Origin of the sequence: Anderseniella sp. Alg231-50, assembly GCF_900149695.1 — a bacterium.
Classification (GTDB): domain Bacteria; phylum Pseudomonadota; class Alphaproteobacteria; order Rhizobiales; family Aestuariivirgaceae; genus Anderseniella.
Genome location: NZ_LT703007.1, coordinates 95,516 through 116,416 on the forward strand (window position 1 = coordinate 95,516; position 20,901 = coordinate 116,416).

Annotated in this window: 20 protein-coding genes; 5 read left to right on the forward strand and 15 right to left on the reverse strand. The window is 57.7% G+C overall.

Going from position 1 to position 20,901, the window contains the following annotated elements:
- Positions 1-122 precede the first annotated feature (122 nt).
- Positions 123-1,106 carry an MBL fold metallo-hydrolase gene (locus DHN55_RS20490; protein WP_108883418.1) on the forward strand — a complete coding sequence of 328 codons (984 nt, stop codon included), beginning with the start codon at positions 123-125 and terminating at the stop codon, positions 1,104-1,106.
- Between the two features lie 51 nt (positions 1,107-1,157).
- Here DHN55_RS20490 and DHN55_RS20495 read toward each other — a convergent pair whose 3' ends face one another.
- A complete protein-coding gene (locus DHN55_RS20495; protein WP_108883419.1) occupies positions 1,158-2,126 on the reverse strand; it encodes an AEC family transporter in 969 nt (322 codons plus the stop codon).
- A 187-nt stretch (positions 2,127-2,313) separates the two neighbouring features.
- On the opposite strand from DHN55_RS20495, the gene DHN55_RS20500 reads away from it, so the two are divergent.
- Both DHN55_RS20500 and yghU read left to right on the forward strand, forming a co-directional pair.
- Complete coding sequence (locus DHN55_RS20500) at positions 2,314-3,396, forward strand: pyridoxal-phosphate dependent enzyme (protein ID WP_108883420.1); 1,083 nt, start codon at positions 2,314-2,316, stop codon at positions 3,394-3,396.
- Between the two features lie 113 nt (positions 3,397-3,509).
- A complete protein-coding gene (gene yghU, locus DHN55_RS20505) occupies positions 3,510-4,382 on the forward strand; it encodes a glutathione-dependent disulfide-bond oxidoreductase (RefSeq protein ID WP_108883421.1) in 873 nt (290 codons plus the stop codon).
- Between the two features lie 27 nt (positions 4,383-4,409).
- On the opposite strand, the gene DHN55_RS20510 is transcribed toward yghU, so the two are convergent.
- From DHN55_RS20510 to DHN55_RS20520, 3 genes are all read right to left on the reverse strand, one after another.
- Positions 4,410-7,451, reverse strand: coding sequence for an efflux RND transporter permease subunit (locus DHN55_RS20510; RefSeq protein ID WP_108883422.1), 3,042 nt, complete (start codon positions 7,449-7,451; stop codon positions 4,410-4,412).
- A 12-nt stretch (positions 7,452-7,463) separates the two neighbouring features.
- Complete coding sequence (locus DHN55_RS20515; RefSeq protein ID WP_337660610.1) at positions 7,464-8,546, reverse strand: efflux RND transporter periplasmic adaptor subunit; 1,083 nt, start codon at positions 8,544-8,546, stop codon at positions 7,464-7,466.
- A 129-nt stretch (positions 8,547-8,675) separates the two neighbouring features.
- A complete protein-coding gene (locus DHN55_RS20520) occupies positions 8,676-9,188 on the reverse strand; it encodes a hypothetical protein (RefSeq protein WP_108883424.1) in 513 nt (170 codons plus the stop codon).
- Positions 9,189-9,367: 179 nt separating this feature from the next.
- Here DHN55_RS20520 and arfB point away from each other — a divergent pair, with 179 nt between their 5' ends.
- Positions 9,368-9,796: an alternative ribosome rescue aminoacyl-tRNA hydrolase ArfB gene (arfB, locus tag DHN55_RS20525; RefSeq protein ID WP_108883425.1), complete on the forward strand. Its 429-nt coding sequence runs from the start codon at positions 9,368-9,370 to the stop codon at positions 9,794-9,796.
- Between the two features lie 23 nt (positions 9,797-9,819).
- Here the strand turns inward: arfB and DHN55_RS20530 are convergent, their stop codons facing one another.
- The 5 genes from DHN55_RS20530 to DHN55_RS20550 all read right to left on the reverse strand — a co-directional run bounded on the left by DHN55_RS20530 (position 9,820) and on the right by DHN55_RS20550 (position 13,960).
- Positions 9,820-10,701, reverse strand: coding sequence for a hypothetical protein (locus DHN55_RS20530; RefSeq protein ID WP_108883426.1), 882 nt, complete (start codon positions 10,699-10,701; stop codon positions 9,820-9,822).
- A 79-nt stretch (positions 10,702-10,780) separates the two neighbouring features.
- Positions 10,781-11,593, reverse strand: a complete 813-nt coding sequence (locus DHN55_RS20535; RefSeq protein WP_337660611.1) for an aspartyl/asparaginyl beta-hydroxylase domain-containing protein — start codon at positions 11,591-11,593, stop codon at positions 10,781-10,783.
- Between the two features lie 249 nt (positions 11,594-11,842).
- On the reverse strand, positions 11,843-12,790 hold the full coding sequence (locus DHN55_RS20540) for a pyridoxamine 5'-phosphate oxidase family protein (protein WP_108883428.1): 948 nt from the start codon (positions 12,788-12,790) through the stop codon (positions 11,843-11,845).
- 12 nt (positions 12,791-12,802) lie between these two features.
- Positions 12,803-13,447: a glutathione S-transferase N-terminal domain-containing protein gene (locus DHN55_RS20545; RefSeq protein WP_108883429.1), complete on the reverse strand. Its 645-nt coding sequence runs from the start codon at positions 13,445-13,447 to the stop codon at positions 12,803-12,805.
- A gap of 48 nt (positions 13,448-13,495) precedes the next feature.
- Positions 13,496-13,960: a DUF1348 family protein gene (locus tag DHN55_RS20550; RefSeq protein ID WP_108883636.1), complete on the reverse strand. Its 465-nt coding sequence runs from the start codon at positions 13,958-13,960 to the stop codon at positions 13,496-13,498.
- A 264-nt stretch (positions 13,961-14,224) separates the two neighbouring features.
- Here DHN55_RS20550 and DHN55_RS20555 point away from each other — a divergent pair, with 264 nt between their 5' ends.
- Positions 14,225-14,794, forward strand: a complete 570-nt coding sequence (locus DHN55_RS20555; RefSeq protein WP_108883430.1) for a TetR family transcriptional regulator — start codon at positions 14,225-14,227, stop codon at positions 14,792-14,794.
- A 30-nt stretch (positions 14,795-14,824) separates the two neighbouring features.
- Here the strand turns inward: DHN55_RS20555 and DHN55_RS20560 are convergent, their stop codons facing one another.
- Genes DHN55_RS20560 through cysG form a run of 6 tightly spaced genes read right to left on the reverse strand, consistent with a single transcriptional unit; the run spans position 14,825 to position 19,842 of the window.
- Positions 14,825-15,157: a 2Fe-2S iron-sulfur cluster-binding protein gene (locus DHN55_RS20560; RefSeq protein ID WP_108883431.1), complete on the reverse strand. Its 333-nt coding sequence runs from the start codon at positions 15,155-15,157 to the stop codon at positions 14,825-14,827.
- A gap of 5 nt (positions 15,158-15,162) precedes the next feature.
- The gene (locus DHN55_RS20565) at positions 15,163-15,876 is read right to left on the reverse strand and encodes a phosphoadenylyl-sulfate reductase (RefSeq protein ID WP_337660612.1); all 714 of its coding nucleotides are present in this window, start codon (positions 15,874-15,876) and stop codon (positions 15,163-15,165) included.
- A 22-nt stretch (positions 15,877-15,898) separates the two neighbouring features.
- Positions 15,899-16,420, reverse strand: coding sequence for a DUF934 domain-containing protein (locus tag DHN55_RS20570; protein ID WP_108883433.1), 522 nt, complete (start codon positions 16,418-16,420; stop codon positions 15,899-15,901).
- A complete protein-coding gene (locus DHN55_RS20575; RefSeq protein WP_108883434.1) occupies positions 16,407-18,062 on the reverse strand; it encodes a nitrite/sulfite reductase in 1,656 nt (551 codons plus the stop codon). Before DHN55_RS20575 ends, DHN55_RS20570 begins: the two co-directional genes overlap by 14 nt.
- A gap of 26 nt (positions 18,063-18,088) precedes the next feature.
- Positions 18,089-18,433: a DUF2849 domain-containing protein gene (locus DHN55_RS20580; protein ID WP_108883435.1), complete on the reverse strand. Its 345-nt coding sequence runs from the start codon at positions 18,431-18,433 to the stop codon at positions 18,089-18,091.
- Positions 18,430-19,842 (reverse strand): siroheme synthase CysG, encoded by a 1,413-nt coding sequence (gene cysG / locus DHN55_RS20585; RefSeq protein ID WP_108883436.1) that lies wholly within the window; start codon positions 19,840-19,842, stop codon positions 18,430-18,432. The genes DHN55_RS20580 and cysG overlap by 4 nt, the downstream gene beginning before the upstream one ends.
- Positions 19,843-20,901: the final 1,059 nt, after the last annotated feature.

Here is a 20,901-nt window from a genome sequence, read left to right on the forward strand (position 1 = left end):
GGGGATTGCCCCCATATTAGCCCCGTACTTTACCCATAGGAGCGGCATGTTCGTTCACTGTTAGGCTTTGACTGCAGCCTGCGATGCGGCAGGTGGCAGACGGCCCAACAGGAGGAATGACTATGGACAAGAAAGATCTAAAACCCACCTTATTGAACGGTCACAAGGATCAACTGGCGCCCGGTCTGTCGCGCCGGTCCTTCTTCATGGCAGCAGGTGCCGCAGGTGTCGGCATTGCCGCTTCCGTCGGCAGTTCAGGCCAGGCCGCCGCCCAGTCGACCGATTGGACCCAGTCCGGCAACAACAATCACATTCTCGAGCTTCAGGCGAAAAAAGACTTCCCGGCAGGTGAAGTGACGATCGATTATTACGGTCATTGCGCGTTCAAAATCACCTCGCCCGGCGGCGCATCCATCATGCTTGACCCGTGGCGGGACGACCCGTCGGGCGCGTGGGGCCTGTGGTTCAAGAACAAGTTCCCCGAGACCCTTGTCGACATAACCATGTCGACACACACCCACTTCGATCATGATGCCATCGACCGTCCGCAGTCGACAATGGTGCTGGACCGGATGGCCGGTAACTTCGAGTTTGCCGATTTGAAGATCACCGGAATTGCCGACAAGCATGCCTGTGTGGCACCGGGCTGGTATCCCTGGACCGACGCGCTGAAGGAATTTGGTGTCGAGGCCTGCCCGCCCAACAATCCGGGTCACATGGACATGGTGACCTATGTCATCGAGACAGGCGGTATCCGGACCCTGATCTGGGGTGACAACCGGCACAATCCGCCGGAGGAGTTCTGGGCGGCTATCGGCAAGATCGATGTCCTCACCCTGCCGATCGACGGGTCACAGCATATCCTGTCCTATGATCAGGGCAATGCCATCGTGGAGCGCCTCAAGCCGAAGATTGTCATCCCGACACACTATTTGGGTGAAGCGACCACCTACACCCTGTCGACACTGCAACCGGCGGACGAGTGGGTCAAAAGCCAGAAGAGCTTCAAGATGCTGGACGGGCCTTCCATGAAACTGGCGGCAAGCGACGTCGCCGGCATGGACCGTGAATTCATGTATTTCGGGTCCAATGTCCAAACAGCCTGATTGGCTGACGCGAACCAGGCGCGGGCGGATCGGGAAAACCGGTTCGCCCACCTAGGTGGCGGGCCACCAGTCAGGCGGCAGCAGCCCTGTGGTGACCCCGTAAAGCAATGCTGAAACGGTGAGCACCGATACCATGGTTGTAACCAGAACGCAGGCAGTGGCGCGCTCAACCCAGACACCATACTGCTGTGCAATGACAAAAACGTTGGTCGCTGTCGGCAGAGCGGCCAGCAACACTGCCGTGAACACCCATACCGGCTCGAAATTGCCGACATAGCTCAACACGAAATACATGGCTGCGGGATGCACGACCAGCTTGATGGGCACAATGTAACCCAGCGCCAGCGGCGCCCGCTTGAGCGGCCGCAATGCCAGGGTTACACCCATGGCAAACAGCGCACATGGCGCGGCCGCCTGGGCCAGATAATCGATCAGGCGTTCAAGAGGCAGCGGCGCCTGCCACTCCAGAACGGCAAAAGAAACACCGACCGCCGTAGCGAGAATAAACGGGTGAAACAGTATCTTTCGCAGCACATCCACAACCAGGCTGCCGGCAGACTGTTTCCGGTTGCCCGATACTGCGATCAGCGCCGGCGCCAGGGCAAAATGCAGGATGTTTTCAAAACAGAATATGATCGCAACCGGAATGGCTGCCTTTTCACCCAGGGCCAGAATGGCAATCGCCGGGCCCATATAGCCGATATTGCCATACGCACCTGCCAGTCCCTGTATCGTGCCTTCTGCTATATTGCCGCGGCTTGCGACAAGGCCCAGGACGAACGTGAAAATGAAAATCACATAAGTCACGAGGATATTGGACGCGATGAACTCCCAGCTTGCCAGTTGCTCCACCGGTGTCTTCGACAGCAGCTTGAAGAACAGGGCCGGCAGTGCGATGTAGATGATGAACGTGTTGAGCCAACCGGCCTCTTCGAGCGGCTGACGGGTGATGCGCGCCGTCACGAAACCGATCACGATCAGACCGAACAGCGGCAGTATCAGACCCAGAATATGCAGCATGTGCGAGCAGTCCGGTGGTGGAATTAGTTGACGAGAACCAGAGCATTAAGCGATACACCGAAAACTTGCAAACGCACCGATTGCAACCCTCCGATGCGTATGACGTTTCCACATTGGCCTTGAATGGCAAGGCTGATAGGATCAGCGTCAGAAGAGTAGCCACCCCTCGACTTGAGAGACCCTATCCATGACATCATCACGCACCACCAAGGGCCGCGGCCGACTGTATGACAACATACTGGACACGATCGGCGATACGCCGTGCGTGCGCATCAACAGATTGGCCCCGGAGGGAGTCAGGCTCTATGTAAAGGCGGAAGCGTTCAATCCGGCAGCGTCGGTAAAAGACCGTCTTGCGGTGTCGATCATTGAAGAAGCAGAACGCTCCGGCGCATTGAAACCGGGACAGACAGTCGTCGAGGCAACCAGTGGCAATACCGGCATCGGCCTGGCCATGGTGTGTGCTGCCAAGGGATATCCGCTGGTGATTACCATGGCGGAGAGCTTTTCTGTTGAACGGCGCAAGCTGATGCGGTTTCTCGGCGCCAAGGTTGTGCTGACGCCGAAGGCCGAAAAGGGTTTCGGCATGTACAACAAGGCAGTGGAACTGGCCGACGCAAACGGCTGGTTCCTGGCAAGCCAGTTCGAGACGGCAGCCAATGCGACGATCCATGAAAACACCACGGCGCGCGAGATCATGGCGGACTTTGACGGTGACCGGCTCGACTATGTTGTTACCGGTTACGGTACCGGCGGAACGGTTGCAGGCATTGGGCGCGTACTGCGCAAGGAGCGGCCCGACACAAACATCATCCTGTCCGAGCCTGCCAATGCCCAGCTCATCGGATCCGGCACCGCCCAGGGCCGCAATGAAACCGGGCAACCGGCACACAGCCACCCGGCGTTTGAGCCGCATCCGATCCAGGGCTGGACGCCTGATTTCATTCCGCTGGTGCTGCAGGAAGCAATCGACGGAAAATACTATGACGACCTGATCCCGGTGGCCGGACCTGTCGGCATGGAGTGGTCACGCAAGCTGGCTCAGCAGGAAGGCGTCTTCACCGGTGTCTCGGGCGGCTCGACATTCGCCATTGCCGTACAGATCGCCGAGACGGCGCCGGAAGGTACCGTCATCCTGTGCATGCTGCCGGATACCGGGGAACGGTATCTGTCATCACCACTATTTGAAGCCGTGCCCGATTACATGACCGATGAGGAAGTGGCACTGTCGCACTCGACACCCGGGTGCCAGATGCCCAAGGAACAGTAACTGCCAGCCTCTCAATCCGGCTGCAATCCAACCGATCCGCGGTGGTGAGGCGTTATGCCTTGTCATCAGCGCTGCCTCACGACAACAACAGCTCAACGCACTGAAAGTTATCCATGACTGACCCTGTTTACACGCCCCCGAAAGTCTGGAAATGGAACAAGGAGATGGGCGGTACCTGGGGCAGCCTGAACCGTCCGGTTGCCGGTTCGACCCACGACCATGAGCTGCCGGTCGGAAAGCATCCGCTGCAACTTTATTCCCTGGCCACGCCCAATGGCGTGAAGGTCACGGTCATGCTGGAGGAACTGCTGGCACTTGGGCATTCGGGTGCCGAATATGACGCACACCTGATCCGGATCAGAAAGGGTGACCAGTTCGGCAGCGGGTTTGTCGAGATAAACCCGAACTCCAAGATTCCTGCCCTGGTGGATCACAGCACACCAACACCCACACGGGTGTTCGAGTCCGGGGCCATCCTGTTGTACCTGGCCGAGAAGTTTGACGCATTTTTGCCCACGGACTTCACCGCGAGAACCGAGTGCCTGTCATGGTTGTTCTGGCAAATGGGCAGCACGCCCTACCTTGGTGGCGGATTTGGCCACTTCTATTCCTATTCGCCCGACAAGTATGAGTACCCGATCGACCGCTACGCCATGGAGGTCAAGCGCCAGCTTGACGTGCTCGACCGGCACCTGGCGGACAAACAGTTCATGTGCGGCGACGATTTCACCATTGCCGACATGGCCATCTGGCCCTGGTACGGCGCGCTTGTGGCCAACAGGGTCTATCAAGCCGCAGAGTTTCTGAGTGCGCATGAGTACACCCATGTCATGCGCTGGAACAACCAGATCGCGGTGCGCCCGGCGGTAAAACGCGGACGGATTGTAAACCGGGTATCAGGCAGGCCGGACCAGCAGTTGCACGAACGCCACGACGCCAGCGACTTTGAAACCAGAACGCAGGACAAGCTGGCGGCGACAGAATAATCACGCCCCCGGTTGCATTTGCCTCGTCTACTTTGACCTGGAGAACCCGCCAAACAGCAGGAAGTAACCACCCGGCACAAAGAACAGCGTCAGCAGTGATGAAAATGCCAGGCCGCCGATCATCAGGGTCGCCATGGGTTCGAACAGTGCACCGCCATTTATCGCCATCGGCATCAGCCCGAGAATGGTGGTCAGAGATGTCAGCAAAATCGGCGTTACCCGTTTTGTCGACGCCTCAACCACGGCCTCCTTCAACGACAGTGTCTCACGCTCTATGTCTATCTGGTCTATCAGCACAATCGCATTGTTGATGATGATACCGGCCAGCGAAATCATGCCCAGGATGGCAAAGAACGAAAGAGGCTCACCGGTCAGCAGCAGTGCAATCGGGGCGCCGATAACGATCAGCGGAATGGTCATGAAGGTCAACAAGACCCGCCTGATCGAGTTGAACTGGAACATCAGCGCAACCAGCATGATGCCCAATGCCGCCGGCATGCCGCCCAGGAGAAGCTTGTTCACCTTGGACGAATTCTCGGTCTCGCCACCGATGTTGAGTTTGTAATCGTCACCGAGCTTCAACCCGTCAAGGGTCGGCTGCAACAGTGCGACAACTTCATTGGCGGCCAGGGTGTCGCTCTTGCCAAAAATCTTGATGGTGCGCACCTGGTTTTCCCGGCGCAGCTGCGAATACTCCAGCCTTGGCTGGAAAGTCGCGATCTGGTCCAGCGATATCAGGCGCCCACCGGCAGAGATTGACAGATTGGCCAGGTCTTCAAGACTGTCGCGGTAGCCCTCCCCGGCCCGCACCACGATCGGAATCGACTCCGTCCCTTCGCGGTAGGTCGAATAGGTGGTGCCGGAGAAAAACGTGTTCATGATGTTGGAGATATCCTCCGACGTGACACCAAGTTCACGGGCCTTGTCCTGAGCTATGTTGATGATCATCTTGAGGCTCTTGTTGCCCCAGTCGTTCTCATTCTGGACAATGCCGGGTATCTCGGCAAAACCCAGCTCAACCTTCTGGGCCATATCCAGAAGCCGCTCCGCATCGGGCCCGCTGATTTCGATTTCAACAATACCGGATTCACCGCCGCCCATCGACAGCCGCTTGACCTTGAAGCGGCCGGCTGGATGGTTTTCCAGCAGATAGTCCTGCGCCCGCTTCGCCCCGGTGACCGCACCGTCAAATTCGTTGGTGTTCACCAGAATGAAGGCGCTGGCCGGATTGGTGTCGGCCGGGTTCAGGGCAAGATAGAACCTCGGGCCGCCGTCGCCCACGAACACAGTGGTGTTGCGAACCTCCGGATTGGCTTCCTTGTCCAGCAGCCATTTCTCCACCGCCAGCGCTTCCTGCCGGGTGCGGCTGATTGAAGTGCCCTTCGGCATATCCAGGTAGATCAGGTATTCGGCCCGCTCTGCCAATGGAAACATTTCTCTTTTGACACCTGAAAACAGCGTCATGGACCCGACCACGGCGCCATATGTGAGCAGTATGACCAGCGGTGCAAACATCAGGCTCCTGGCCACCGCGGTTCCGTACAGGCGAACCAGAAAACCCTGCTTGCCGGCTGCCTTGTCGGCCTTTTTCCTGGCAAACCAGACGCTCATTGCCGGCAGGATATACATGGCGGTGAGCCAGGACCCCAACAGCATGACGCCGACCACGGCACCGAGCGAAAACGCAAACTCTCCTTCGGTACCTTCCAGGATCAGCATCGGCACGAAGGCCGACACCGTGGTGATGGAAGCAACACCCAATGGCGTGAAGAACTGCTTGCCGGCGGTGAGTGCAGCTTGTTTCGGGTCATCGCCCTCACTTATCCGGCGCTGTATGTCTTCAACAACCACGAGGCCATTGTCGACCAGAAGCCCAAGCGAGATGATCACCGCCGCAATAGATATCTGTTGCAGGTCGATTTCCAGAAACCGCATCCCAGCCAGCGCAAACGTCACCGTGAACGGGACAATGCAGGCAATGATCATGGAGGCCCGCAAACCCAGGAAAATCAGCAGCACCAGCACGACGACAATAAACGTCTGCACAACATTGGACAGCGCGCTGTTGATCGACGCGGTAACGTTGGTTTCCTGGTAGGTGGAGAAGGCATAGGAAATTCCGATTGGCTGCCTTTGCTCAAAGACCGCGACAGAGTCCTGCAACCTCTTGCCGATTTGCTGGATGTCTTCGCTGTCCGACATCTCGACGCTGACCATGATCGCGGGCCGGCCATTGAAGTAAACCGGCTTGGTCGCAGGATCGACATAACCGCGGCGAACCGTCATCAGGTCTTTCAAACGAACAAACCCGCTCAGGCCTTCTACCTTGGTGAGGATATCGCCGACCTCGTCAACCGACCCCAGGTCTCCGTTTGCTTCCAGGATCAAGGTGGTGCCGTTTGCATCAAGCTGGCCTGCCGGGAGAATGACATTCTGCTTCTCCAGATCCTGCAGCACCTGCGGCAACTGGACACCAACCGCGGCCAGTTTGCGGGAGTCGATTTCCAGCCATACGCGTTCTTCCTGAACTCCGAACAGCGAGACTTTGGAGACCCCTTCCACCGTGTACAGATGGGTGCGCAGATCATCTGACGACGACTTGATATCGGCATAGGAGAAGCCTTCTCCGGTAACCGCAATAGTCGAGATTGCCACGTCGCCATAGTTCGTGTTCACGAACGGACCCAGGGTGCCTTCGGGCAATTCCGTCTTAACATCCTCCATACGGTTGCGGATGTCCTGGAACACCGCATCGAGGTCCTGCTTCGACACGCTATCATAGGTTGTCAGCGTGATTACCGTGCTGCCGGTGGTGACCAGGGCATTGATATCCTCGATCTCACCGATCTCCCGCGCCTTGCGTTCGATGGGAACGACGATCAGGTCTTCCATACGATCTGGAGACATGCCCGGGAACTGAGCCGTAATCTGGGCGTTGCGAATTGTAATGGCAGGGTTTTCACGTTTCGGTATCCCGACATAAACGAGCAATCCCTGCACGATCAGGCCGATCATGACGAGAATGGTAAGGCGGGACTTGTTGATGCCAAGAGCGGTAAGCGAATTCATGTTTTGCTCCTGTTACCGCGCGTCAGGAAGCAGTTTGACTTTCTGTCCCTCCCGCAGGAAAGACACCCCGGCAACAGCGACGCGTTCGCCCAGCTTCAGACCCTCGACAATGATAATCGAGTTTTCCCTGACACCACCGACACTGACCTCACGCCGGTGCACGGTGCTCTTGTCCGGATCGAACACGAAAACCGTTGTCTTGCCCGGATCGTCCGGCGCCTTGCCGTTGACCAGTTTCCCGTCAAACGGCAACACCGACAACGGCAGGCTGAAGCCCTGCCCGCTGGGAACCGCAAATTCCATGGCGACTTCAACAGCCATTCCGGCCTTGATCGATGGGTCGGTTTCATCGAGTTTCACAACTACCGGAAATGAAGAAACCGTGTCGGCGCGGGCACCCAGTTCACCAATATGGCCAGCCAGCACCACGGACGGATTGTCGGCCAGGCGCACTACAACCTTCTTGCCCACGACCAACCGGTTCACGATGTCAAAGCTGACCGAAAAACTGGCTTCGAAATCATCCGCCGCATACAGGGTTGCGACTGGTCCGCCCGGCGATACGTTGGTAAAGGACTGCACTTCTACAGAATTCAGTATACCGTCAAACGGCGCAACCAGTGCCGCCTTGGTCAGGTTCTCTTGTGCAGTATCTAGACTGCGTTTGGCCTGTAATACCTGTGATGCTGTTGTGTCGGCTTCGGTTTTGGCTTCGTCAAGCGCGGCTTGCGCAATGACCTTCTTCTTCAGAAGCTCCTGTTTCCGTTTCAGGTTGGTTGCCGCGTTGCGGGCCCGGGATTCGGCTTCCGCGAGAGCAGCCTTTGCTGTTTCCACCTGCAGGTCGAGGGACCTGGGGTCAACCTGGGCAAGCACATCACCCTTTGAAACACGTTGCCCGACATCCAGATTGACTTCCTCCAGCCTGCCGGAAATCTCAAACGACAGCACGGAAGTGGATGATGGCTGCAGCACGCTTGGAAACCGCCGTACTGTGGTCTCCTCGACTTCCTTGATCATCAGCGTCTTCAGCCCGCGCACAGGCGGTTCGATATTTTCAGTAGCCGTATTCTCGTCGCACGCGACCAGGAGCAACATGCAACACAAAACAATTATTGACCGCTTCATTTGAACTGACCCCGGTTTAGCGAAAGAATCCCGTTTCCCAAACTGTCGCACTATCAGTTTTAAATGGCAATTGACTGGCGAGAACACAGGCGAGTGAAATCAGGCCGCCACTACGCCGCGCCAGAGCTGCCCGCCGAAAAGCACTATGAAAGCCAGCCCGGCAGCGAACAGCGCGCGCAGAAACCTCTTGCGCTTCAGTTCACGAAGCTCGGTGACGATAAAAAGTTCCCGCGTGCGTTCGACCGTGGCGTCTGCCTGGCCCAGTTCGTCGAGATAGCTTTTTATTGACGCGTGCCTGCCGGGAGAGAAGTACAACAGTCCGCGAGAGCGGCCATCCAGGGAAGCCAGTTCAGCCGCTGACTTACGGGTCGGATACAGGACAAAGCCGAACAACAAAATGGGTAAGATGACAATTGTCCACCCGACAACAACCAGCAAGATGTCACTGCGCTCCGCCTGTGGCAAAAGTTCACCCAACCCGAAGACGACGCGAAGTGCAAAGATGTAACCGACACCGACAATCTGCGCCTTGGTGTCATAAGCCCTGACGGTCTGCTGCGCCTCCGCCAGCGCCTCCCCGATCAACTTGAAATTGTCAGAAGCAGAGTCCATGGAGCCATGTGCCTGTTCGGTGAGTTCTGAGCGAAAGGGAGATTCTTTTCCTGCGTAGACGGAATTTGGATTAAGGCACAAAATCGGGCTACCTTACAAGCAAGCCCAACAACTGCACGACGCCGGTGGCTTTGAATACCGGACGCTGGACAAGCTGGAAGTACGACAGCAACGCTACCATGGCACGAATTCAGATCACCAACAGCATCTGGCTCTTCGATGATGAGCTGGAGGAAAAGTTCATCCGTTCAAGCGGACCTGGAGGGCAGAATGTCAACAAGGTCTCAACAGCCGTTCAGTTGAGGTTTGACGTCCGCCGGTCGCGCTCCCTGCCGGACCGCGTACGTCAGAAAATTCTCGCCAGCGGTGACAGCCGGCTGACCAATGACGGTGAGCTCATACTGGTTGCCGCACGCCATCGCACGCAGGAGGCCAACCGGCGCGATGCGCTGGAGCGCCTAAAGGAAATCATCACAACCGCCTCCCATGTTCCGCGCAGGCGCATTGCCACGCGACCGACGCTGGGGTCGAAGAAACGCAGGCTGGACGCGAAGACCAAGCGCGGATCCATCAAGAAAAAACGCAGCGGCAAGATTGAGCTGGACTAACGGGTGATCTGAACCGGTTTGCTCTAGTAAGGCATGGCGAACGGCAGGCGTTCCAGAACGACCGAATTGTTCTCCTGCGGGCCGGAACGGTGATGGTCACGCAAGGTGGTTGCGCTGCCAAAATACATGCGCAGACCGCCGAAACCCTGGAACTCATTATACCATGGCCCGCCGGTTTCAAATTCAGACATGCGCGCGCCGGCAAACAATGCCGCATCGGTGCCGAACACCTGGCCTGCCAGATACTCCACCTCGACAGTGGTCGCCCACAGCTCCAGCTCAGGCTGGTTGGTGACGGTCAGCAGCGCATAGTCAAAATCGATCTTGGCGGCAAAGTTTTCGGTCAGATACCAGTTGACGCCGGCATTACCGTACAGGCCGTGCATGTCGTATACCGGACCTTGCAGATCAACATAGCCGACCCGGTTGATGGACGTGACATGGTCATTCCAGAAGTAGTCGGCCCGCACCCCGATGCGGCGCAGATCAGATGATGATTTTGCGGTCGGCGACGAAACCCCTTCAAGGTCACCGATTGCCGCTTCAATTCCGACAATGCCCCAGTTGGGATCGCGCGCATAAAACGCCATCCCCAGATGCCAGTCGGTGGTCTGCTGACCGGACCAGTCGCCGGAAAACCAGTTGTTGGCAATCGACACGTCAGCCTGAAAATCGAACGGGCTGCCATAGGGCCTGATCTGCACGGCGGTTTCGGAAATCGCACTGTGCATGGAAAGGTCGTCGGCACCCGGGGCCGGCGGGATGCCGCGATCGATCCTGGTGAACTGATACTGAGACGCCGTGGTCACCGATACCGACACGGGCTCGGCGCCTGCCGGTCCGGCGAGTGACAAGCCCAACCCCAGGCACAATGCTGCGCACAGCTGCAAGCCGTTTTTCTTCATCTGTTCCTGCTTCCCTCGCAGCAGTTAGTCTGCTGTCGTTGGTTTTGTGGTTCGATCGGCCAGATGGCCGATGGTTGGTTTACTTGTTGCCCGAAGTGCTCATTTTCTCCAGCGTTTCATTGGCCCGCATGGTGACCGCTTCAAAATGGTCCTCAAAATCCGTCATGTTCTTGCGCGGTTCCTTGAAAAAGGAACTTTTTTTCAAAACCCAGCAGAAGAAGTTGTGCAGCATACGGCCACGCCAGCGCATTGGCCGGTCGACGTGAACAATCAGGTTCACCCGCTCTTCATCCGACTTGTTCCAGGAATCGTGGAGATAGGTATCGTCGAGGATCACCATCTCACCCTCTTTCCAGTGCAACACGTCATTGTCCACCCGAATGGCAATGTTGTCCCTGTCTTCGGGCACGATGAGCGGCAAGTGGCAGGTCAATATGCCCTTGGTCACGCCCTTGTGCGCCTTGATGTGAGACTGCGGGCCCAGAATCGAAAACCAAGCCGTCTGCATGCCTGGAATTTTCGCCAGCATTTCCGCAGTGACAGGAGCCTTGGCGCAATTCTTGTTCAGCCGGTTACGGAAACCGAACAACATGAACATCTTCCAGTCGCGAGTGTTCTTGAAGGTGCGCTGATCACTCGACAATTCATGCCATTGCGGCAGATGCTCGCGATGTTGAAGGATGCCCCTGACCTCTTCACGTATCTTGTCGGTATTGTCGATGAGATACTTGAATTCGGGAATATGGTGCCAGTCTATATAGGGTGTAGTCGGGATCGCAGACTGGGCCGCAAGGAAAGTGCCCAGCCGGCGGCTGAACTTCTCGCCATAGCGAACGAATTTCTTCTGCATCGACGCGCGGAAGCTGCCCACTTCGCTTCCGGATCTCTTCATTGAACTTTCATTCATGAAAACACACCCTCAACAGACAACTATCCAAGGTGCTCCCCGAAGGCACCAATGTGTCAAAAATCAGCCTAATGAGCGAAATTACTAACATAACCAAAGGTAATTAGCGACACAAAATCGGCACAGTTGATAAATTCGGGCCGGCTGCCGATGCCATGTATGACGGCGCCTCAGGGAGATTGTCAGGGAAAAGACCAGTTAGTCCAAACAGAGCCGGATTATCGAAATGCCGCGCTACTGCCAGACGCCGGTCCTGACCAGTTTTGGTGATTGCTCTATCAGGGCGCCCGCCAATGACAGCACGCAGCGGGCGTGAACCATCACGTCCACCTGCACATCCACCAGCCGCTGCGCACCATCAAAACCTTCCAGGCGCTCGCCGTCCCAGACGATCCGGGCAGTCCCGGTCAGCGACAACAGGTCTCCGGTTTCAAAGTCTGGAAACACCATACCGACACGTCCGTCATCGGCGATGTTGCCCAGTGTATTGAACAGCCTGTTGCCGGAAAAATCCGGGAATGTCAGCGTGTTACCCGTAGCGACGTGGACGAAGCCGGGCCGGCCACCACGGTGGGATACATCAATACCCGAACTCGGCCGGGTCGAAAATTCACTGGTGCGCGACGAGATGTAAAATGTATCTGCCTGTCTGATGAGATCAACAGCTTCACCGGTGAGGGTTTCGCTGCGCCGAACTTCACCGGCACTGCCTGCCGAGCCTGCCCCACGCGGCTCGACTGACCGTGTCTGAATATATTGCGGACAATTGCCGAAGCTCTGCTCCACGTGCACCGCGAAACCGTCTGCGCCGGCGTCCGCGACAACTCCGTTCATCCGGTTGCGGCGCCGGGTCGGAAGCTCGATGCCCAGCAACCCGACTTTATCACCCGATTTCACCTGTAGCCCAAGCTCCTGCGCCAGCAGCGGCGCAGAAGCGATTCGCAGGGTTGTGTCGTCCGGCGATCTGATAAACCCGGGTTCACCGACACACAGCGTACTCCAGGGCCTGCCGTGCTCGTCAGTCATGCCAACCACCGCAAACGGCAGCATCTCGAAGAATGTTCGATGCTGGTCCGGCATGAACGGCCGAATCATCTGGCTCAGACGCTCCGCCATATCGCGCACGCCGGCCTGTTGCTGAACGGCGATCTCGCCTCCATGGTACACATTGTCAGTTGTCATTGAGCCTGCCCCTCAAGCTGCTTCCGGCTCGGGCGAGCGTACCATGCCGACAAAACCGGGATGGGCTTCAATGCGGGCAAGCCAGGCGCTGATGGCAGGGTATGCTGCCAGGCTCACGCCACCTTCCGGCACATGCGATATGTAGGTGTAACACGCCACGTCCGCGACGCTGATCGTGCCGCCGGCCAGGAAGTCGTTTACCTGAAGGTGCGGCTCCATGGTCGCAAACAGGTTTTCAGTCTTGGTTTTCGCCACTTCATAGTCGAGCGGCATACCGAACAGTTTGGCCAGGCGCGCCGAATTGGGGCCCGCAAACACTTCATTGGAGGCGACAGAAAGCCAGCGCTGAACCTGGGCTGCAGCAAGCGGGTCTTCCGGCAACCACTCACCGCCACCGTACTTTTTAGCCAGATAGACCAGGATTGCGTTTGAATCCGAGACAACGTCACCATTGTCGTCAATCACCGGAATCTGGCCAAACAGGTTGAGTTTGAGAAAGTCAGGCTTCTTGTGGGCTCCATTCATCAGGTCCACGTCGATCTTTTCATAGGGAATGTCCAGAAACGCCAGCATGAGTTCGGCGCGATGGGCATGGCCGGACACGGGCAGACCGTAGAGTTTGACCGGATTGTTGCTGTCGGGAAAATGCTTGTTCATGATAACTTCCTCTGTTGGTGGTGTTGATTATGGCGCAGCCGAATGTCGCTACAGTCCGAGGTCGGACAGGTCCGGATGATCATCAGGCCGGCGGCCCTGCGGCCATCTGAATTTTCTGTCGTTGGCGGCTATCGGCAGGTCGTTGATGCTGGCGTGGCGAACCTGCATCAGTCCGTCTGCATCGAACTCCCAGTTTTCATTGCCGTAAGACCGAAACCAGTTGCCGCTGTCATCATGCCATTCATAGGCAAACCTCACGGCAATGCGATTGCCGGCAAAAGTCCACAGTTCCTTGATCAGGCGATACTGGTTTTCACGTTTCCACTTGGCGGTCAGGAACGCCTCGACCTCGTCGCGCCCGTTGATAAAGTCGGACCGGTTACGCCACCGGGTATTCGGTGTGTAGGCAAGCGCCACTTTGGCCGGATCGCGTGAATTCCAACCGTCCTCTGCCGCCCGGACTTTCTGGAGTGCTGTTGCTTCGGTAAATGGCGGAAGCGGCGGGCGGTTCATGGGTGCATCCTTTTCCTGAAACGATGAAAGACGGGTATCCTGCGAGGTGTGCTGGAGCATCGGCAGAGGTTTATTTACCGATCTGTACAGTTTGAATTCACCATAGACTCCCCAAGCATCTACGCAAGAGGCAAAAACACACAAACATGTGAGCAACAACGCCAAATTTTGAGCGATTACGGTAGCAGGCAGGCATTTTCAGCAAGTTGGCTAGACATTTTTCACATTTTTAGTGTACTGATCAGTCAATTCTGGAGGCATCATATGCGACCATCGAAGCGCGACGAGCTGGTTCACAAGGCCCTGCAGGCGTTTTACCGCAACGGTTTTCACGCAACCGGCATGGACATGCTGGCGGCGGAAACCGGGATATCCAAAACGTCCATGTACAAGCATTTTCGCTCCAAGGAGGACCTTATCCTGGCGGTACTGCGCCTGCGTGACGACATCTTCCGTAACCGGGTCTACCGCCGCATCGAGGAACTTGCCGACAATCCGCGTGACCAGCTGATCGCCATGTTCGACGAATTGCAGGAATGGTTCGATGACCCGGACTTCCGCGGATGTATGTTTATCAAGGCATCGTCTGAATACCAGGATCGCGACCACCCGATCCACAAGCAGTCGGCCGACCATAAGCGCATGCTGGAAACCCACTTCGCAAACCTCGCCAAGGCCGCTGGGTTGGCGCACCCCGATCAGCTGGCAAGGCAACTGCTGCTATTGGCCGAAGGCGCAATCGTCACAGCCCACATGAAGCATACCGAAAGCCCGGCACAGGACGCAAAGCAGGCAGCACTGGCACTTGTATCTGTGCACGAAGCCCCGTCATAAGTTTCCACCCCAATGTCATGGCATCGCGGCTCAGGCCGCCTTGGCCTGCACCAGTTCCCGGTCCAGCGTAACGGTCAGACCATCCAGCTCGGTTGAATAGATCAACTGGCACGACAGCCGCGAACTGTCCGACACGGTCGGCACCTCATCCAGCATGGCGTCCTCGTCATCGCGCGGTTCATGCAATTTTCCCTGCCAGTCACCGTCGACATAGACGTGACACGTGGCGCACGCACAGGCACCGCCACACAGGCCCTCCATGGGCAGGCCGTGCTCGCGGATGATTTCCATCACCCGCCAGCCTTCGACCGCTTCCAGCTCGTGCGCCCTGCCCTCGTGGTCGATCACATTGATCACGCCCATAGTCTTCAAACTCCGTTTTGTTGTGTGCGCACCAACTGTCCGTCGGCGCCTAGATGAATGCCGCATTCGGTCTTGTCCCGCCCGGCCCAGCGTCCGGCTCTCGGATCATCCGCCGAGCCGCCGGCCTTGGTGCAGTCGGCGCAACCGATTGAAAAATACCCCTGCTCGACCAGCGGATGGGTCGGCAGGTCGTGCTGTTTGAGGTAGCCGGCAATGGCCTGAGCGTCATAGCCTGCCAGCGGTTCGCCCTTCACCCTGCCCCTGCCGTCACGGCTGACAGAGACGAGACTGTCGCGGCCTTCACCGTGATAGCGCTTGCGCCCGGACAACACCGCATCGAAACCCTCAAGGGCGTGCTCCAGCGGGCGCACCTTGCGGATGTCGCAGCAGGCGTCCGGATCAGTGCCAGACAGGGTGCCATGCGGATCCAGCAGTGCGACATCGCCAGTGTGAGGCCTGATGATGCGGACATCCTTCAGACCCAAAAGATCGATGATCTTCGAGCGATAGTAGCCTGTCTGCCAGAAGTGCTTGCCGGTATCCAGGAAGATCACCGGTATCGCCTGATCGACACAGGCGACCATGTGCAGAAGCACAACGGAATCCGCGCCGAACGACGACACCAGCGCCAGCCGGTCGCCAAACTCCCGGTGCAGCGACGTGACAAGAACATCGCCTTCCAACCCGTGATGACGGGCAAGATCATGGTCATTGGTCATGGCTTTAAACCGTTTTTGTGAGCTATCCGTAGTGAGGCTGATCCCGCCGGACGCCCGCTTCAGCGAAAGGGCGCGTAGCCAGGCCTCCCGTTGCATAATCGCGCTGATAGGTTGCCGGCACCGTATCGGCATGGCGGACCCATTCTTCCAGCGCGAACCGGTCAGACACCTCGAAACTGTCGACGCCCGACTGCAGCAGGAACCCGTACTGGTCCGGCAGGAAGCTGCCGCGGGCGCGGATGGTGGCGCTGAAATGGTCGGTATGGCGAATGCTGCGGGCCTGCGAAAATGCCCGGCCGTCGGCAAAGCCGGGGAAGTTCAGCGTGACAATGTCGAGCCGGGCCAGATGCGGGGTGAGTTGGTCTACATCGACATCATTGGGCACGTCGACACCGAGACCGCGATGGTCGGCGGGCCAGTCGGCCAGCACCTCTTCAAGGCGGGCCAGCGGCACAATGATCATGCTGCGGTCCGTGGCACTGTCACCATCCTGCAGGTGGGTCCAGGCATCATCAACGAATGTGTTGTTTTCAATTACCGGCATAAAGAGCCTCCTTGAAAGGGGCCGCGCCGAGGCGGCGGTAGGTGTGCAGGAATTCTTCGCCCTGCTCACGCACGTTCAGATAGGTATCGACGACGGTTTCAACCGCGCCGGCAATGTCATCAGCCCCGAAGCCGGGACCAAGGATCTTGCCGATAGATGCATTTTCAGCAGACGAGCCACCGAGCGTGATCTGGTAGAATTCCTTGCCCTTCTTGTCGACGCCGAGAATGCCGATATGGCCGACATGGTGATGGCCGCAGGCATTGATGCAGCCCGATATATTCAGCTTCAGCGGCCCGACATCATGCTGCTTCTTGATGTCGGCGAAGCGGGTTGAAATCTCCTGCGCAACCGGAATCGAGCGGGCAGTCGCCAGCGCGCAGTAATCCAGACCGGGACAGGAGATGATATCGCCGATGAGGCCGATATTGGCTTCCGCCAGACCCTGTTCTTTCAACTTTTCCCAGACCTCGATCAGATCCCTGGTCCGCACATGCGGCATGGTCAGGTTCTGCGCATGGGTGACGCGAACCTCGCCGAAGGAATATTCATCGGCAAGGCTTGCGACAGCGCGCATCTGGCCGGACGTGGCATCACCGGGAATACCGCCGGTCGGCTTGAAAGAGGCATTGACTATGGTGTAGCCCGGCACCTTGTGGGCCGCCGTGTTGGCTGAAAGCCACTGCCGGAAGTCGCGATCGGCCAGTTTCTTTTCCTCGATCTCGGGCACGAAGGCGGCAAGGGTTTCCCACGCCGGCGGTGCGAAGTATGACGAAATACGCGCCAGTTCACGCGCGTCGACCTCGACGGTCTCCTTCGGCGCCTCGGCAAACTCCTTTTCCACGGCGGCGGAAAATGCTTCCGCACCCATTTCGTGGACCAGTATCTTGATGCGCGCCTTGTATTTGTTGTCGCGCCGGCCAATCAGGTTGTAGACCCGCATGACGGCGGTCAGGTACGGCAGCAGGTCGGCTTCAGCCAGCCAGTCGCGCACGGTTACGGCAACCATGGGGGTGCGCCCCTGCCCGCCGCCGACCAGCACTTCCCAGCCACGCTCACCCTTTTCATTCAGGTGCATGCGCAGGCCGATATCATGAACCCGGACAGCGGCCCGGTCGTTGGGCGACCCGGTCACGGCGATCTTGAACTTGCGCGGCAGGTAGGTGAACTCGGGATGCAGGCTCGACCACTGACGGATCAGCTCACACACCGGGCGCGGGTCGGCCAGTTCATCGGCAGCCGCACCGGCATAGGCGTCGGTGGTTGTATTGCGGATGCAGTTGCCGGACGTCTGGATGGCGTGCATCTCGACACCAGCCAGCCTGTCCAGGATGTCGGCGGTTTCCTCCAGCTTTATCCAGTTGTACTGAATGTTCTGGCGCGTGGTCCAGTGGCCATAGCCGCGGTCGTACTTGTCGGCGATATCGGCCAGCACATTGAGCTGGCGCGACGACATGGTGCCGTACGGCACGGCGACGCGCAGCATGTAGGCGTGAAGCTGGTGATACAGGCCGTTCATCAGCCGCATGGGCTTGAACTCGTCCTCGGTGATGGTGCCGTCGAGACGGCGCGCCACCTGGTCGCGGAACTGCGCGACACGGGCATCGACGAAGTTGCGGTCAAACTCGTCATAGCGGTACATGTTGGGTTCTGGCGTCACGTGCACGTTCATTGGTCCACTACCTCGCTTGTCGAAAATCCTTGCGCCACCTGTGCCAGGTCGGCGCGCACTGTCGGGCCCAGCGCCCGGATGCGCTCGCGGATGTGTACCGGGCGCACGGCACCGCCTTCACGCGACACCTCAACCAGGTAGGCACCCATGACGATGTTGGCGTTCTCATCCTTCTGCGCTTCGCCGAGAGCCACGAAACCGGTGTCCTCGCACTTCAGCACGGCTGCGCCGTCAATGCCGCGCACCCATTTTTCATCAGCAGTGCGAAACACCGTGTCACCGGACAAGACTTCGTTGGCGGTCACCACGTATTCACTGCAGTCTTCGGTTACATCGTTCATGACGCGATCCTTTCTTCTGCTGCGGCCTGCGTTTCAATCTGTGCGTCCAGAACATCGGAACGCGCCGGGTCGAGGCCGACATAGATGATGGCCGGACCCTTGATGGCACCCAGAGCCAGTGTTCTGGTCAGCGTGGCGATGGTCCCCACCGCCGTCTTCTGGTCTGGCCGGGTGCCGTTCTCGACCACCACGACGGGTGTGTCTTCGGCAATACCGGCACCCAACAGTTTGCGCTGGATGTGGCCTGCCTGGCGCACGCCCATATAGATGGAGAACGCAGCGCCGGGTTTGGCCAGCGCGGCCCAGTCATGATCCGCCGCGCCATCTCCGGCGGTGCCGGTCATCACGGTGAAGCTGCGGTTTTCACCGCGCCAGGTCAGCGGCAGGCGGATTTCAGCGGCACAGGCCACGGCTGCGGTGATGCCCGGCACCACGTCGACAGGAATACCGGCTGCAACGAGAGCCGCCTGTTCTTCGCCGCCACGGCCGAACACATACGGATCGCCACCTTTCAGGCGCACCACGCGTTTTCCGGCGCTGGCATGTTCTATGAGAATGTCGTTGATGCGGGTCTGGCTGACCGACAGTTTGCCGGGCGCCTTGCCGACATCAATGCGTTCGGCATCACGGCGGGCATATTCCAGCACCCCGGGACCGACGAGACGGTCATAGACGATCACGTCGGCATCAAGCAGGCGGCGCTGCGCCTTCAGGGTCAAAAGGTCGGCGTCGCCGGGACCGGCACCCACAAGAGATACGGAACCGGTTGTTTCGCGTTTATCTCCCGACAGTGCGTCATCCACGGACTGTTCGAAACCGGCTTCAGGATCACGGTCGAACGCGGAACGGATGTCGCCAAAGAAGAACGAGCGCCAGAAATCACGGCGCGGGCTGCCCTTGTCCAGTGCCCGGGCCACACGTGGCCGCAAAGCGGAGGCCTTGTCGACCAGCGATCCGATGGACGGCGGCAGCATGGCTTCCAGGTGGGCCTTGATGCCCTGTCCCAGAACCGGGGCTGCACCTTCGGTGCCGATGGCAATGGTGAGTGATCCGCGGTCCACGATGGACGGCGTCAGGAACGAGCACTTGTCCTGCTTGTCGACCACATTGATCTGGATGTTACGCTCGGTCGCTGCGGCGTGAACCAATGCCTCGTCAGCCTCGTCCAGACCGCAGGCAAACACCAGCGCCGCGCCATGCAGGTCGTCAGCATCGAAGTCGCGCGATATAAGGCAGGCACCGGCAGCATCGATCTCGGTGGAAAGCTCCCGCTCGGCAAACGGCGTAATGACCACAATCCGCGCCGGCGTCTTGGCCATCAGGCGCAGCTTCTGCGCAGCCTCGGCCCCGCCGCCGACAATGACGACGGTCTTTGCTTCAAGGTCCAGAAACACAGGATAGTAGCGCATGGTCAGGTCACTCCAGTCCGTTCGTTAAAACGATCAATTGGAATGACATATAGAACTGTTCGTTAAAAAGAACAAGTCGTTCTTTTACGACAATGAGGTGGCGGCACTCGGATGTGAGGGAAAGCGGGCCGGCTCTAAGTCAACAGACTGCACACCCAGACATCGCATCAACCGCAGGTTGTCTGGTCATATTTTCAGGCTCTAATAGTTGTTTTTCCTAACCCTATTAATGTGATTATTTAATGACGCCTGCCGATTATTCTCAAATTGGCGATCTATTTCTACAAAACAGAACCAATACTGATTTTCCCACTTGACGACAGGCGGCGTAACGTTAACCATTTGCCCCAGCACTTAACTGGGGAGTGAGCGTTGCACATGATTACTGTCTGCGAGAAACCACCGCCTGCTGCGTAAAACACAGTTGATACGCAGGCATGTGATCTGAATGCAGTCGTTTTCCAACATCCGTTTTCTGCTTCAATTTTCGTGCTGTGACGCATTGCAGTCTCACAAGCATGGAGGTTGGCAAATGCTCGAGAGGTCAATTTAGACTTTAGGGACGGTAGTAAGTTTCCCCAACAAAGCAGCGGAGAGGGAAGACCAATGACATTTCAGTTTTCAGATGCGCAAATTGCCGAGATTGACTTGCTTGCTGCGGGAAATGGCAACCCGCCATACAACTTTCCATCGCGGCCCAACTCGGGCGCTTATGATTATATTCTGCACCTGATATCTCAAGGCTCTGATCCCGCAAACGGGCCTGCCGGGGGTGTTGATAATGGTATCTGGAGCTGGTTCTTGGCTGCCGTACAGGCCAATCGTGGTGAGGGAGCGTTCGGTGTATTCATTCGAGAGTATACATCTGAACAAAGTTACATAAGGACCGGCATTACGGTCTCTCAAGAAGATATGAATGGAGCTTCAGATGGGATTGCGAACGACGTATTTAACTTCATTAGGGACAATAAGCGTCTGCCGGACCAGCAGGAAATGGGAGATCTGGATATAAAAGCGGTCGCCAGAGAGTTGCCAAATGTTGGCAACGCCGGTTGGTCG